Annotated in this window: 11 protein-coding genes; 6 read left to right on the top strand and 5 right to left on the bottom strand. The window is 68.5% G+C overall.

The genetic code is table 11. The annotated features are described in order from the left end of the window. The first annotated feature begins 70 nt into the window (after window positions 1–70). Complete coding sequence (locus AB0F51_RS16775; RefSeq protein ID WP_360280538.1) at window positions 71–796, top strand: dienelactone hydrolase family protein; 726 nt, start codon at window positions 71–73, stop codon at window positions 794–796. Window positions 797–804: 8 nt separating this feature from the next. Here AB0F51_RS16775 and AB0F51_RS16780 read toward each other — a convergent pair whose 3' ends face one another. Further along, window positions 805–2,142 carry a sugar ABC transporter substrate-binding protein gene (locus AB0F51_RS16780; protein ID WP_360280540.1) on the bottom strand — a complete coding sequence of 446 codons (1,338 nt, stop codon included), beginning with the start codon at window positions 2,140–2,142 and terminating at the stop codon, window positions 805–807. A gap of 103 nt (window positions 2,143–2,245) precedes the next feature. Between AB0F51_RS16780 and AB0F51_RS16785 the strand changes: the two genes are divergently transcribed. The 3 genes from AB0F51_RS16785 to AB0F51_RS16795 all read left to right on the top strand — a co-directional run bounded on the left by AB0F51_RS16785 (window position 2,246) and on the right by AB0F51_RS16795 (window position 9,995). Continuing rightward, window positions 2,246–3,832 (top strand): family 43 glycosylhydrolase, encoded by a 1,587-nt coding sequence (locus AB0F51_RS16785; protein WP_360280543.1) that lies wholly within the window; start codon window positions 2,246–2,248, stop codon window positions 3,830–3,832. After that, entirely contained in the window at window positions 3,833–5,794 is a 1,962-nt protein-coding gene (locus tag AB0F51_RS16790) for a DUF6807 family protein (protein WP_360280546.1), read from the top strand. Between the two features lie 148 nt (window positions 5,795–5,942). Continuing rightward, on the top strand, window positions 5,943–9,995 hold the full coding sequence (locus AB0F51_RS16795; protein ID WP_360280549.1) for a pectinesterase family protein: 4,053 nt from the start codon (window positions 5,943–5,945) through the stop codon (window positions 9,993–9,995). A gap of 3 nt (window positions 9,996–9,998) precedes the next feature. Here AB0F51_RS16795 and AB0F51_RS16800 read toward each other — a convergent pair whose 3' ends face one another. The 3 genes from AB0F51_RS16800 to AB0F51_RS16810 are packed head-to-tail and all read right to left on the bottom strand — an operon-like array spanning window position 9,999 to window position 12,655. Further along, a complete protein-coding gene (locus tag AB0F51_RS16800; RefSeq protein ID WP_360280551.1) occupies window positions 9,999–11,030 on the bottom strand; it encodes a glutathione S-transferase C-terminal domain-containing protein in 1,032 nt (343 codons plus the stop codon). Window positions 11,031–11,066: 36 nt separating this feature from the next. After that, window positions 11,067–11,756: an NAD(P)H-binding protein gene (locus AB0F51_RS16805; RefSeq protein WP_360280554.1), complete on the bottom strand. Its 690-nt coding sequence runs from the start codon at window positions 11,754–11,756 to the stop codon at window positions 11,067–11,069. A 2-nt stretch (window positions 11,757–11,758) separates the two neighbouring features. Next, window positions 11,759–12,655 (bottom strand): EamA family transporter, encoded by an 897-nt coding sequence (locus AB0F51_RS16810; RefSeq protein WP_360280556.1) that lies wholly within the window; start codon window positions 12,653–12,655, stop codon window positions 11,759–11,761. Window positions 12,656–12,731: 76 nt separating this feature from the next. On the opposite strand from AB0F51_RS16810, the gene AB0F51_RS16815 reads away from it, so the two are divergent. Continuing rightward, a complete protein-coding gene (locus AB0F51_RS16815; protein WP_360280559.1) occupies window positions 12,732–13,229 on the top strand; it encodes a MarR family transcriptional regulator in 498 nt (165 codons plus the stop codon). A 4-nt stretch (window positions 13,230–13,233) separates the two neighbouring features. Further along, window positions 13,234–14,466 (top strand): methyltransferase, FxLD system, encoded by a 1,233-nt coding sequence (fxlM, locus tag AB0F51_RS16820; protein WP_360280562.1) that lies wholly within the window; start codon window positions 13,234–13,236, stop codon window positions 14,464–14,466. Here fxlM and AB0F51_RS16825 read toward each other — a convergent pair. After that, window positions 14,463–15,320, bottom strand: a complete 858-nt coding sequence (locus AB0F51_RS16825) for a hypothetical protein (RefSeq protein ID WP_360280565.1) — start codon at window positions 15,318–15,320, stop codon at window positions 14,463–14,465. The genes fxlM and AB0F51_RS16825 overlap by 4 nt on opposite strands. Window positions 15,321–15,349: the final 29 nt, after the last annotated feature.

Below are 15,349 nucleotides of genomic sequence, written 5' to 3' on the forward strand. Positions count from 1 at the left end.
ACTAGTCATGACGCGAGAGCCATCGCCGGGCGCGCAGAGGCTCAGGACGGCTTGCTACGAAGGGCAAGCGATGGCGGATCGCCTGGCCCGCGAGGGGTTCGCCGTACTGGCTCATGATGCGTTCGGGTGGGGATCGCGTGGCTTCCGGCTGGACGAGCCGCCCTGGCGGTTGGAGTCGACGCTGGCGGCGTACCGATCCCACTGGTCGCTGACCGGGCAGCACCCGGGTCCGGACGAGGTGTACGACATCGCGGCGGCCGAGCATGAGGCGACGGTGGCGAAGTACGCCGGAGTGATGGGTACGTCGTTCGCCGGCGCGGTGGCTCATGACGACTTGACCGCGCTGGAGGTCCTCGCGGCGATGCCCGGCGTGGATCGTGGACGACTCGGTGTCGTCGGCTTCTCCGGTGGGGGAGGACGCGCCGTGCACCTGGCGGCGCTCGCTCCGGAGATCTCGGCCGGCGTGGTGATCTGCATGATGAGCACCTTCGCGGCGATGTTCCCGGCGTACCTCGACGCGCACTCGTGGCTGCTCGCGACACCGGGGATCGGGCGGGACAAGGAGTGGCCGGAGTACGCGGTCGCCCGCGGACTCCACCACCAGCTCGTCCTGTACGCCGAGGACGACGAACTCTTTCCCCGAAAGGGAATGCACGACGCGGACGCCCTCTTGCGTCGCCGCTTCAACGGCGCCCGCGGCACCTATCGCGGGGTCATGCTGCCCGGCCCGCACCGGTTCGACCGGGCCATGCAGGACCTGGCGGCGGCCTTCCTCGCCGGCACGCTCGCCAGGTGATGCACGGGCTACTTCCCGGCGTGCTCGGCGTACTCGGCCTGCGCCTTCTCGAACCGCTCGGCGTACTTGCCCAGGAACGCTTCCGGGGTCATCTTGCCCTGCAGGACGGACTGGAAGTCGGGTTCCATCTCCGTCTTCAGGATCGAACCCCAGTCCGGCAGGTACGTCGGCAGCTGCAGGTACTGCGTCTTCGGGTTCTTGCCGGTCTCGACGATCGCGGTCAGCGGCTGGGCCTTGGTGATCCACTCGGCCTTCTGGGCCTCCAGCGACGCCGGCACCTGGCCGACCGTCTCGGCCCAGCTGGAGTTGCCCTGGGTGGCCATGAACTCGGCGAACTTCCAGGCCGCGGCCTTGTTCTTGCTCTTGGCAAGGACTCCGAGACCGGACACCGCGGGCGCGGTCGCGGTGATCACCCCATCGGCGTTGGGGAACGGCTGCACACCGACCACGTTGCTGCCCAGGGCCTTGAGGTGGTCCTGGTACGAGCCGAGGTTGTGGTGCGTGGCCCAGGCTGAGCCGCCGTCGAACGCGGCGACGATCTTGGCGTAGTCGTTGGACAGGTCGGCCTTCGCGCTGACCGTGCCGTAGAGCGAGATGTACTTCTTGAAGGCCGCGAGGTTCTCCGGCTTGTCCAGCGTCGCCTGGCCGTCCTTGGTGATGAACTCGCCCACCCCGGACATGCCGTACGTCATCGCGAACATCGGCGGCATCGCCCCGGGACCGCCGCGGAAGGCGAAGCCGAACTGGTTCGCCTCGGGCTTGGTGAGCGCCTTCGCGGTGGCGAAGAACTCGTCGTAGCTGGCCGGTTCCTTCAGCCCGGCCTTCTTCAGCCAGTCCGTCCGGTACCAGATCACGTCGGACAGCGCGCTCAACGGGAGCTTGTACAGCTTCTTGTCCGCCGCGTTGCGGCGCTCGTTCTCGACCATCTTCGGGTCGAGCTTCGCGTCCAGCCCGGCCTCCTTGACCGCGTCGTCCAGCGGCGCCAGCGCCTTCTGGGCGATCAGGTTGGCGACGTCGTTGCCGATCAGCAGCACATCGGGCACCTGACCGGTGGCCAGCGCGTTGTTCACCTTCTGCAGGTACGACGAGTTGGGCAACCCGACGTACTTGACGTCGATGTCGGGATTGGCCTGCTCGAACGCCTTGATCGACTTGTCCCACTCCGCGCTGAGCCGGGGGTTGGCATTGGTGTCCCAGAACTCGATGGTGCCCTTGGGATCGCCCCAGCCCTCGGTCCCGGCGCTCTGGTCCGAGTCGCCGGTGCTGCCCGGGCCGGCGCAGGCCCCGAGCGTCAGGGCCACTGCCGCCGCCACAGCGGCGAGACCGCTGACACGTCGCTGTTCCATGGTCCGCCTTCTCTCTCTGCGTCCTCATCCGGTGAGAAACCGGTTTACGAAGGGCGACGATAACAGCAGGGGAACCGGTTTCCTATAGGTTAGGATCCTGGGTATGACGCGACAGCTTGCGCCCGAGCGGTACCGCAACCCGGTCCTCGACGCGGACTGGCCGGACCCGGACGTCGTCCGGGTCGGTGCCGACTACTACCTGGTGGCCTCGAGCTTCAATCGGGCTCCCGGGCTGCCGATCCTGCATTCCCGCGATCTGGTCAGCTGGGAGGTCGTCGCGCGGGCGTTGCCGCTGGTGCCGCCGGTCGAGCACTACCGCATCCCGCGGCACGGCAGTGGCGTCTGGGCGCCGAGCATCCGTCATCACGATGGTCTGTTCCAGTTGGTCTACCCGGATCCGGATCACGGCATCTTTGTTCTCACCGCCGAGGATCCGCGCGGCCCGTGGAGCGAGCCGCGCCTGCTGATCGCGGGCACCGGTCTGATCGATCCGTGCCCGCTGTGGGACGACGACGACCGGGCGTACCTGGTCTTCGGCTGGGCCCACAGTCGCAGCGGCCTGATGAACCGGCTCAGCGTCGTCGAGGTGACCACGGAGCTCGACGGTGTCCTGAGTGCACCGCGCACGGTGGTCGATGGAGATGAGATCCCGGGCTGCCGAACGCTGGAGGGCCCGAAGTTCTATCGCCACAACGGGTGGTACTGGATCTTCGCCCCGGCTGGAGGCGTCAGCACCGGCTGGCAGTCCGTGTTCCGCTCGCGGGAGATCTACGGCCCGTACGAGCACCGGGTGGTCCTCGCGCAGGGCACCACCCCGGTCAACGGGCCTCACCAAGGCGCCTGGGTCGACACGCCTGAGGGCGAGCACTGGTTCCTGCACTTCCAGGACCGCGGAGTGTTCGGCCGGGTCGTCCACCTCCAGCCCATGACCTGGGACGACGACGGCTGGCCCGTCATCGGCTCAACAGGAGAACCAGTCCCGTACTACGCCCGCCCGGCGCTGGCCGCAGTACCGGCTGAGCAGCGGGAGCCGGAGCGAAGCGATGCTTTCAAGTCGACCGAGCTGGGACTGCAATGGCATTGGCAGGCGAACCCGCAGCCGGACTGGCACGCTCTCCCGGGAGACGGCACGCTGCGCCTTCGCCTGGTGCCTGACGACCTCGGCGATCTCCGCCGGATCGGCCACGTGCTCGGCCAACCGCTCCTCGGACAGCCTTCGGAATGGGTCACCTCCGTGCGACTCGGCTCAGCCCCGGATGGAGCCAGAGCAGGCGTGGTGGTCCTCGGTACGGCGTACGCGTGGATCGGCCTGATCCAGACGCCAGGAGGGCTCCACTTGCTCTGCAGGCGGTCGATCGACGGCCCCGGTGAGCAGACCGCGGCCGGGGCGACCCTGCCGCCCGGTAGCGATGAGGTCGAGTTGCGGGTGCAGTGCGACGCCGCAGGGCTGGTGACCTTTGCCTGGCGTCTACCTGGCGAGCTGGACTGGCAGAGTGTTCCGTCCTGGTTCACGGCCCAACCGGGTCGGTGGATCGGGGCGGATATCGGGCTGTTCGCAGCAGCGCCGCTCGGCACGCCGGGTGGGGACCATGCGGCCGGACCCGCGGCAGGGGACGATACTGCGGCAGAGGGCTACGCCACGTTCCGCGCGGTGAGTGTGGACGTCGGATCACGGGAGGGCAGGGCCTAGATGGCACGGCAGATCAAGAGCGGCACCACCATCGGCGAGGTCGCCCGGGCGGCGCAGGTCTCGCGTTCCACGGTGTCCCGGGTGATGAACGGCCAGGCCAATGTCGCGCCCGAGATTGCGGCCCGGGTGCACGCAGCGGCGGACCAACTGCAGTACCGGCCGAGCAAGCTGGCCCGTGGTCTCTCGCTGGGCCGCACCAACACGGTTGCTCTGGTGGTGCCCGACCTGGGCAACCCGATGTTCCAGCAACTGCTGCGCGGAGCCATGGCCGCCGCCGACGAGACCGGCTACCGCATCCTCGTCGCGGAGACAGTGGAGAACCCTGCCCGTGAGGCCGAGGTGGCACTGGAGGCACGCCTTCGCTGCGACGCCGTGATCCTCGCGGCTCCGAGGATGCCCGAGGAGGAGCTGCTCGCACTGCTGCCGGACGTGAAGCCGGTCGTGCTGCTGAACCGGCTGGTCGAGGGAGTGCCGGCCCTGGCGGTCGACTACGCGCATGGGATCGCGCTGCTGGTGGATCACCTGGTGGAGAACGGCCATCGCGACCTGGCGTACGTCGCCGGGCCCCCGAGTGCCGCCTCTCACCACGTCCGCGCGAGAGCTCTGGAGGACGCCCGGGCCCGGCATCCGTTCCTGCGGGTGCGGACCATTGCCGGCGGCTCGACGGTGGATGCCGGCTATCGGGTCGCGGACGAGGTTCTGGACTCCCGGGCCACCGCCGTCCTGGCCTTCAACGATCTGGTCGCTTTCGGGCTGCTTGCCCGGCTGAACGAGACGGGTGTCGCCGTACCGGGGGACATCTCGGTGACCGGCTTCGACGACATCGAGCTGGCCCGTTTCGCCACGCCGTCGCTGACGACCGCGCTGGTGCCGCAGGCGGAGTTCGGCCGGCGGGCCTGGGCGCGGTTGATCGCCGCCATCGAGTCGGCCGATGCCGAAGTGGGTGAGGTCGACGTGATCGAGCCGTCGCTGGTGGTGCGGTCGAGTAGCGGCCCGGTACCGCCGGCCCGCCGCCTGGGTGCACCATCGTCCGGCACTGCCGGCCTGATTCATCGCAAGGTGGGTAACGGCCTCACCGCCGAGTGGAAGCTCGAGGGCGACGGCGCCGTCTTCGAAGGTCTCGACGTACCACTGACCCGCTACGTGAGCGGCGCGGCGATGCCCCGCGTCCACAGCCCGCGGCCGCACCTGCATCCTGTTCACTCGCTGTCCGGGACAGCTCTGACCGTGACCAGCCCGGTCGACCACCGCCACCACTACGGGCTGTCCCTGACAGTCGCCGACGTCGACGGTACGACCTACTGGGGTGGCCGGACCTTCCTGCCCGGGCAGGGGCCGACCCTGTTGTCGAACCATGGCCGGCAGATCAGTACCCGGATGACTGTCGAGGGCACGGCGACTCTGCTCGACCGGATCACCTGGGCCGACCAGAACGATCGCCAGCAACTGCTGGAGGAGCGCCGGCTGACCGGCGTACTGATCTCCGAGTCGGAGGCCTGGGCACTGGGTTGGCACAGCGGCCTGACCGCGCCGTCCGGTGCGACGATCGCGAGTCCGGCGGTCAACGGCCGCCCGGGCGCCGGGTACGGCGGTATCTTCTGGCGCTTCCCCTTCGGCGATCGCACCGAACTCCTGACCGTGGATGGAGCCGGTGAGTCGGATGCGCACGGGTCGAAGTCGCCGTGGTTGGTGGTCAGCGCCTTGCACGGGGATGCGTGGACTTCCGTAGTACTGGTTCAGGATGCGCAGGAGCCGCTGCCGTGGTTTGTGCGGTTGTCCGACTACGTGGGCGCCGGTCCTTCGCTTGCCTGGGACTCGGCTCGCGTGCTGGCGCCGGGGGAGACGTACGAGACCTCCCTGGTGTCGCTGGTCGTCGACCGGCGGCTGAGCCGTGCGGACGCCTCGGATCTGGCGGACCTCGCCGTCGCGCGGGTGGACTCCGCCCGTCGAACGCTGGCCTGAGACTGCCTGAGAAACCGGTCCCTCACGCGGGACCGGCCTGATTCCTTTTCCTAGTAGGCGAGACCTTGTCGAACGTGTAGTGCGTCGTTAGCCTCTGAGAAACCGGTTCCCCAGGGTGGGAGCCCTCCGCTCATCAGAAGGGCCAAGGATGTACTTCACATCAGCTGAGCCGACTCGCCCCAAACCCCGCCTGTTCCTCGCTGCCTGCGCCGCCGCGTCCCTGGTCGGCGCCCTGGTCGCCGGAGCCCAGCAGCCCGCAGCGGCGCAGCCGGCCGACACCAGTTCCGCCACCGCGAAGCCGGAGCTCGAACGGCAGAAGCTGACCCCCGGTGACGGCTGGGCCTCCGTCGACGGCGGTACTTCGGGCGGCGCGGCCGCAGTACCCGGCAAGGTCATCAATGTGGACAATCGCGACGAGCTCGTCGCCGCTGTCCAGGGCGACGAGCCCAAGATCGTCCGGGTCGTCGGCAACATCGACGGCAACCGTCGCGCCGACGGCACCGCGATCAGTTGCACCGGCTACCAGCGCGACGGCTACACCCTGCCGAAGTACCTGGAGGCTTTCGACCCCGCGCACTGGACCGGCCCGGCCTCCGGTCCGATGGAGCTTGCCCGCAAGGCTTCCGCCGCCGCCCAGGGACAGCAGGTGAAGGTCCGGGTCGGCTCGAACACGACACTCATCGGGATCGGCAGCCCGACTCTGACCGGGCTCCAAGTCGACGTCGAGAAGGTCAGCAACGTGATCATCCGCAACCTGCGGATCTCCGACGCCTACGACTGCTTCCCGGTCTGGAACGGCGAGACCTGGAAGACGGAGTACGACAACCTGGTGGTGAGCGGCGCGACGCACGTCTGGCTCGACCACCTGACGCTCGACGACGGCAAGACCGTCGACGCTGAACAGCCGTCGTACTTCGGGCAGCATTTCCTGCGCCATGACGGCCTGCTGGACGTGGTGCGCCAGTCCGACCTGGTCACGATCTCCTGGAGCCGGCTGGTCGGCCACGACAAGTCGATGCTGTGGGGCAACGGTGACGACGTGATCGCCGACCGCGGCAAGCTCCGCGTCACCTTGCACCACAACGAGTTGGTGGACCTGGTCCAGCGCGCACCCCGCGTCCGGTACGGCCAGGCGCACGTCTACAACAACCTGTACCGGGTGACCGATCCGGAGCACTACGAGTACTCGTGGGGCGCCGGGGTCGAGTCGAGCATCATCGCCCGGCAGAACACCTTCGAACTCGCGGCCGGCGTCGAGGCGGCCGACATCATCCACAACTGGGGTGGCAAGGGCATCGACGCCGCCGGTACCTGGGTCAACGGCACTGAGACCGACGTGCTCGCGGCCTACAACGCGGCCAACCCCGCAACCCCGCTGGCCGGCACGGTCACGGGCGTGGCCGGGCCGCACGGCATCATCCAGCCCGCAAAGCTCGCCCGGAAGGCGGTCCAGTCCTGGGCAGGAGCCGGCCGCCTGTACTCCGGAGCGGACCCAACCGATCCGGCCGTCGCGGGCGCAGCGCTGCTCAAGTCGATGCGTGCACCGTCGACAACCTCGGCCGACGGCCCGGTGTGGTCGCCGGTGGCGACGGGGTTCGCCTCGACGGCTGACGCGACGCATCCCCGTGGAACGACCGGAGGCACCGGTGGGGAGATCGTGACGGTCACCACCGCCGCCGCACTGGCCGCTGCGGCCGCTCGCCCGGAGCCGCTCACCATCCTGGTCAGGGGAGAGATCGCAGTACAGCCGTGGGGCTCGATGATCAAGGTCGCTGCCAACAAGACGATCGCGGGCACCGGCAGCAAGGCCGGTCTGGTCGGTGGCGGCCTGTTCGTCGACCGGGTGGACAACGTCATCATCCGCAACCTGGTCTTCCGCGACTCCTACATCCCCGGCGACTGGGACGGCAAAAGGTCCGACAACGACAACGACGGCATCCGGATCGACACCTCCAGCCATGTCTGGATCGACCACAACGAGTTCACCCGGCTGGGCGACGGCCTGGTCGACGTCCGCAAGGACTCCACGGCGGTGACCCTGTCCTGGAACGTGTTCCGCGACCACAACAAGGCGATCGGCGTGGGCTGGACGCCCAACGTGGTCACCACGATCACGCTGCACCACAACTGGATCACCAACACCTACCAGCGCAACGCCAGCATCGACAACGTTGCCGCCGGCCACCTCTACAACAACTACCTCGACGGCATCGGCCAGTACGGCACGATGTCGCGCGGAGCGTCCCAGCTGGTCGTCGAGAACAGCGTGTACGCGAACGCCGAGGACCCGATCGTGGTCAAGGATCCGGCCTCGAAACTGCACTCGCGCGGCAACCGGTTCACCGGCACCCACGGGCGTCGCGACAACACCGGCCCGACCTTCGAGCCCACCTCCTTCTACCCCTACACGGCGGATCCCGTGGACGGCGTCGCCGGTCTGGTGACTGCCCAAGCAGGTCCGACGACCGCCGACGAGGTCGTCGGCGACCAGGTGCGGGTGGCTCTGGACGGTTCGGGGGACACGGCAAGCATCAGCGCGGCGGTCGGTGCGGCCGCGCGGGCCACCCATCCGGTCACCGTGGTTGTGGCCCCAGGCAACTATCGTGAGGCGGTCCGGCTCTGGCCGGACGCGAACGGCGTCACGATCAAGGGGGAGACCGGGAAGGCGACGGACGTCGTACTGGAGTACAACCTGCCGGCGGGTGGAGCGAAGTTCTACGGCGGGACGTACGGCGCGAACCTGTCGGCCACGCTCGGCAGTCTGGCCGCGGACGTCCGGTTCCAGGCGCTGACGATCGTCAACAACTACGACGAGAAGGCGAACGGACAGAGCCAGGCATTGGCGCTGCGGACCACGGGTGACCGTACGACGCTGGACAACGTCCGGGTGCTCGGCAACCAGGACACCTACCTTGCCGACTCGCCGAGCAAACAGCTCGTCTCGCGGGTCTATGTCCGCGACTCCTACATCGAAGGCGATGTGGACTTCATCTACGGCCGGGCGACCGCGGTGTTCGAGAAGTCGACCATCCACTCGCTCGACCGTGGCTCGACAGTCAACGGCTACGTCACGGCCGCCTCGACCCCGGAAGGCCGATTGGGCTTCCTGTTCACCGACTGCCGCTTCACCTCAGAGGCGGCCCCGGGCACGGTGTTCCTCGGCCGGCCGTGGCACCCGAGCAGCGACCCGCTGACCGACCCGGCCGTGGTGGTCCGCGACTCCTGGCTCGGCGCCCACATCGGCACTCCGGCCTGGACCGACATGAGCGGCTACTCCTGGCGCGACGCGGAGTTCTTCGAGTACAACAACACTGGCCCAGGAGCCGTGCCCGCCCCCGTCGACGGCCGCCCGCACCTCCAGCAGCCGCAGGCCGACGCACACACGCCAGCGACCTACCTAACCGGCACAGACAGCTGGAACCCCTGGCTCACCACAACCGCCACTACATCCGCTGCCACGCGGACTACCCGGCCGTTCACCGTCTTCGTCGCCGGTGACTCGACCGCTTCGATCTACGCGACAGCCGAAGCACCTCGGACGGGCTGGGGACAAGCGCTCCCGCTCTTCCTCAAGCGCGACGTCCGAGTCGTCGACGAGGCGATCTCGGGTGCCAGCTCCAAGAGCTTCATCGCCCTGGGCGGCCTTGCCCGCATCGACTCCGCCATCCGGCCGGGCGACTACTTACTCATCTCCTTCGGCCACAACGACGAAAAGATCACCGACCCCGATCGCGGCACTGATCCCTACACCACCTTCCAGCAGTACCTGACCCGGTACGTCGAGACGGCGCGGGCGCATGGCGCGACGCCGGTGCTGGTCACCCCGGTCGAGCGCCGGCGCTTCTCGGGCAGTACCGCGGTGCGGAGCCATGGCGAGTACCCGGCGGCCATGAAGCAACTCGGCCAACGGCTGGGTGTCACGGTCATCGACCTGTCGACGCTCAGCCTCGACCTGTGGCAGAAGCTCGGACCCGAGCCAACCAAGGACCAGTTCCTCTGGCTCGAGCCGGGGGAGAGCGTGAACTACCCAACCGGAGTCAGCGACAACACCCACTTCCGGGCTCGCGGCGCGATCGAGGTGGCTCGCATCCTCGCTGCCCAACTCAAGACCCAGCGTGTCCTGTCTTCGCGCGCCGTCGTCAAACTCAGCGACGAGTTCGACGAAACCGCGATCATCTGGCCGTCCCGCCGGCCTACCTGAGGTTTACGACCGAGGCGGCGCTGCTGGGTTGGTGGCGCCGTGCTCGGTGGGGACGCGTTCGTCGTCGCGGGGTGGGCCGGGCGGCGTACCGTCTCCGAAGGGCTTCCCGCCGAGCTCTTCCCGGTCGTGTGGGGTGAGCCAGTTCGACCGGTCCGGGCCCAGTGGGACGATCTTGGTCGGGTTGATGTCGGTGTGGACCACGTAGTAGTGCTGTTTGATCTGGACGAAGTCGGTGGTGTCGCCGAAGCCCGGAGTCTGGAACAGGTCGCGTGCGTAGGCCCACAGCACCGGCAGTTCGGTGAGCTTGTTCCGGTTGCACTTGAAGTGACCGTGGTAGACGGCGTCGAAGCGCGCCAAGGTGGTGAACAGCCGCACGTCGGCCTCCGTGATGGTGTCGCCCACCAGGTACCGCTGCTTGCTCAGCCGCTCGGAGAGCCAGTCGAGCGCCGTGAACAGCCGCCCGTACGCCGCTTCGTAGGCCTCCTGCGAGCCGGCGAAACCAGCGCGGTACACGCCGTTGTTGACCTCGGTGTAGATGCGCTCGGCCACCTCGTCGATCTCGGCCCGGAGCGCTTCGGGGTACAGGTCCGGCGCCCCGTCGCGGTGGTACGGCGTCCACTCGGTCGACAGGTCGAGCGTGATCCGCGGGAAGTCGTTGGTCACCACGGCGCCGGTGGCCACGTCCACCATCGCCGGCACCGTGATGCCCTTCTCGTACCCCGGGTCGCGCTTGAAGTAGGCATCCTGGAGCCGCGGGATCTTCAGGACCGGATCGACGCCACCCGGGTCGAGATCGAACGTCCAGCTCCGCTCGTCGTGGGTGGGACCGCAGAGGCCGAGCGAGATGACATCCTCCAGGCCGAGCAGGCGGCGCACGATGATCGCCCGATTCGCCCACGGACAGGCCCGGGCCGCGACCAGCCGGTACCGGCCTGGCTCGACCGGGTACCCGTCCCGACCGTCAGCCGTGATCCGCGTGCTGATGTAGTCGCTGTCGCGGTTGTACTCACCGCCGGGATTCACGTAAGAAGCCACGGTCCCCCTGTGCCCAACAAGCTGAAATCTGAACAGTCAGGTGCCGACCGTGAAGCGGAGCCGCCGATGCCGGGGACGCTCGGCCTCGTCGAGGAGCGCGATCGCAAAATCCTCCATCGACAGGTACGACGTACCGTCCGGCCCGACCAGCAACTCATCCCGCCCGACCCGATAGGAACCTGTCCGTACTCCGGGCTCGAGCAGCGCGGGCGGACTGAGATAGGTCCAGTCCACCTCGTCACCCCCGCGAATCACGTCCAACTGCTCGTTGCAGGCCAACGCAATCGGCCGCAACTCCACCGGAAACCCAGGCCCATCCACCAGCAACCTCCCCGGCTCGCCCGGCAAGGTAAGACTCGCCGCACCCCCCACAACCAACAACCGAACCCCACTCCCACTCAACCCCGCCACCAACCCCTTGGCAGCAATAGCCAGTTCATCCTCCAACCCAGCCACCGGCCGGGTAGCACTGATCACCAGATCCTGCCCCCGCCCCAACCGAGCAACATCCGCAGGATCCGAGGCGTCCCCCTGCCGAACGCGCAACACTCTGCGACCAGCGCCGGAGGCGCCTGCGCCGCCGCCCGCAGTAGTCATGCTGCGTGCTAGTGCCTGTAGGCGTGTGGTGTTGCGGCCTACCGCGGTGACTTCGTGGTGGCGGGACAGAGCTTCCTGGACGGTTCGGCTGCCGACGGCGCCGGTGGCTCCGAAGATCGTGATGCGCATGGTCAGACTCTTTCCGGGACGGGAACGGGTGCAGTAGTGGTGGGCTTGGACTTCTTCAACTGAGCGACGATCAGGGCCGCGAGGACGATCACGCCGCCGACGATCTGCAGCGGAGTCAGACGTTGGTCGAGGACCAGCCAGCCGAGTGTGGTCGCGACTACCGGGCTGAGTAGTCCGAGGAAGGTGACGTTGGTGGGGGAGAGGCCGCGCAGGCCGCGGAACCACAGGGCGTACGCCACCGCGGACCCGAAGATCGTCAGGTAGCTGTAGCCCGCCAGGTTCGCGAAGGTGAAGGACGCAGGAAGCGCTCCCTCGACGATCCACGCGACCGGCAGCAGCAACAGACCGCCGGCGACCAACTGCCAGCCAGTCGTCGCGAGCAGCGGCGCCGGTGAGGCCCACCGCTTACTGAGCACCACCCCAGTGGCCATGACGACAGCACCACCAAGCGCGGCGATGACACCCCACGTGTCCAGCCGCGCGTCGGCGCGCAGTACCAGCAGACTCACGCCGGCCACGCCCGCGAACGCCGTCAGTATCGTCCTGAGCGTCAGCCGTTCGCTCAGCAGACCGGCCGACAACAGAGCGACCAGCAGCGGTTGCAGCGCGCCGACGGTCGCCGCGACGCCGCCCGGCAGCCGGTAGGCGCCGATGAAGAGCAGCGCGTTGAAGGCGCCGATGTTCAGCGCTCCGAGAACGAACGCGCGCCACCACCACACCCCCTGCGGCAGTCGCCGGGTGAGTGCGACCAGCAGCAGACCGGCCGGCAGAGCACGGATGAAGGCGGCGAGCAGCGGACGCTGCGGTGGCAGCAGTTCCGTGGTGACCAGATAGGTGGTTCCCCACAGCGCCGGCGCGATCGCCGTGGTGAGGATCAGGGAGACTCGATTGCTTAGCACTAAGACAATGTATCTCAGCGCTAAGCAACATTCCAGTGGTTTATCTCACCACTAAGCGATCCAGTAGGCTGAGGGTATGGCGGACCATGTCGACCAGGTGCTCAGTCAGTGGGGCGAGCAACGCCCGGATCTGGATGCCTCGCCGATGGCCGTGGTGGGCCGGGTGAGCCGGCTCGCGCTGCTGTTCGACGGCGAACTGCGCCGCAACTTCGCCAAGCACGATCTCGACCGGGCGTCGTTCGACGTCCTGGCCACGTTGCGGCGCAGCAACGCCGAGCACAGCCTGACCCCGGCCGGGCTGATGCGGTCTTCGATGGTCACCTCGGGCGCGATCACCCAGCGCCTGGACCGGCTGGAAGAGCGTGGCCTGGTCAAGCGCCGCCCGAGCGAGACGGACGGCCGCGGCGTCCTGGTCACGCTGACGCCGGCCGGGCTGAAGCTGATCGACAAGGTGCTGCCCACCCACATCGAGACCGAGAACCGCGCACTGGCCGCGCTGTCCGCCGACGAACGCGACGCACTGGCCGACACATTGCGCAAACTGCTCGAATCCCTCGGCGACAAGACGGACTGACCCAATGGATGCCGACAGCAACAAAACCCGGTACGCCGGTACGTTCCGCGCGGCGCTGACCGACCTGCTGGTCCGGCAGGACGCGATCCACGACCCGCGGGTCGCGGCCGCCTTCCGCGCAGTACCGCGGCATGTCTTCGTTCCCTCGGTGCCGCTGGAGATTGCCTACATCGACGACGTCGTACTGATGAAGCGGGACGAGACCGGCGTGGCGATCAGCACGGTCTCCCAGCCGACCGTCGTCGCGCTGATGCTCGAGCAGGCCGACGTCCAGCCCGGTCACCGGGTGCTCGAGATCGGCTCCGGCGGCTACAACGCCGCCCTGCTCCGCGAGCTGACCGGTCCGTCCGGCGAGGTCACAACGATCGACATCGACGCGGACGTGACGGCTCGCGCGCGGCAAGGCCTGGACGACGCAGGCTACCCGGATGTCCAGGTACTGCGCGCCGACGGCGAGTTCGGCTGCCCGCAAGGCGCGCCGTACGACCGCATCATCGTCACGGTGACCGCCTGGGACATTGCTCCCGCCTGGCTGGAGCAGCTCGCGCCGGGCGGGCGCATCGTCGTACCGCTGCGGTTGCGGTCGCAGACGCGGTCGATCGCGTTCGACCTGCTCGACAGTGGGCGGTGGGGGCGGAGTCTGGAGAGCCGGTCGATGACGGTGTGCGGCTTCGTCAACATGCAGGGCGCGGGCGCGAACGACGAGCGGTTTGCCAGGCTGCACGGCGGCCTGGTCAGTCTGAGCTTCGACGAAGACCAGGTGGGGGCGCCGCTACCGCCCGAGCGGGTGTTGGACGAGCCGAAGGTGTCGAGGTGGTCCGGTGTCCTGATGCACCGCGAGGAGCCGCTGTCCGACCTTGACCTGTGGCTAGCGACCACACTGCCCGGGTACTGCGTCCTCAGCGCCGAGCGTCGCGCCTTGAACAAGGCGCTGGTCTCACCAGTGCCGCGATGGGGAGCTTCCGCGATGGCGTCGGACAACTCGCTCGGCTACCTGACTGCCCGTCCCGGGCCCGACCCGGACTTCGCCGAGCTGGGCGCTACCGGCCACGGTCCCGCGGCCGAGGACTTCGCTCAGCAGCTCACCGACCAGACAGATCGCTGGAACGAGACCCTCCGCAATGGTCCCGGCCCGAAGCTCCAGGTCCATCCACCGACGTTCCCGGTCGACCAGCTCCCGCCAGGCTTCCACTTCCGCAAACGCCACAACCACCTGACGCTCAGCTGGCCGGGTTAGCCGGTCGGGTTGGCCGGGCGGCCGGCGTTGCGGACGGACTGCCAGAGCTCGTCCATGTCGGTCCGGTCCTCAGGATCGGGCTGGTCGACCCAGCCGCTGGCCCAGACGTTCTCGTCGCGGTCGAGATCGAAGACCGACTCGGCGAACGCGGCCGAACCGACGTACCGGTCGGTCTCGTCCGCCTCGAACCGGCTGTCGACCGCAGCGTCCCCAGCGGCTCCACCGCTCGAGGCCTTGCCGGGCGGGGCGACCAGGGCGCGGGCGTACTTCTGCGCCTCGATGATGCCGAGATCCTGCTCGTCACACAGCAACCGGATCGCCGGTACTTCGTTCCCGCTGGTCATCAGTTCGCGAACGCGCCGTTCGAGCGGGCTGTTCGGTGCGGGGAAGTTGTGCTCCGGCTGCCGCCCGTGCTGAGTCCGGTCGGCCCGCTGGTGGTGCTGGGGCTGGTGCTGCGGGGGAGGGGGCGCCGGATACTGCCACTGCCCGGGCGGCGGGAACTGCGCCTGGACCGGCGCGACGTACTGAACCTGCGCGGGGAACTGCCCCTGCACAGGGTGCTGACCCGGCACGGGGTACTGACCCTGCGGGTACTGCCCCGGCACGAGGTGCTGCCCCTGCACCGGATACTGACCCGGCACCGGGTACTGACCCTGCGCGGGGTGCTGCCCCTGGACCGGCCCGGAGTACTGGCCTTGGAGCATCTGGGGCTGGTTGCCGGCCTGCTGGGCCTGGATCCGTTCCAGCAGCCGCTGGGCCCGCTCGCGCCGCTTCGCCGGATCGCCGGCGTTGGTGACCTTGCGGCTCAGCCCGAAGATCAGCATCAGGACCACGAAGATGGTGAATGCGGTCATCGGATGCCTCCCGGGCTCGGCCGTCGCGG

This window comes from Kribbella sp. NPDC023855 (assembly GCF_040639475.1).
In the GTDB taxonomy this organism is placed as follows: domain Bacteria; phylum Actinomycetota; class Actinomycetes; order Propionibacteriales; family Kribbellaceae; genus Kribbella.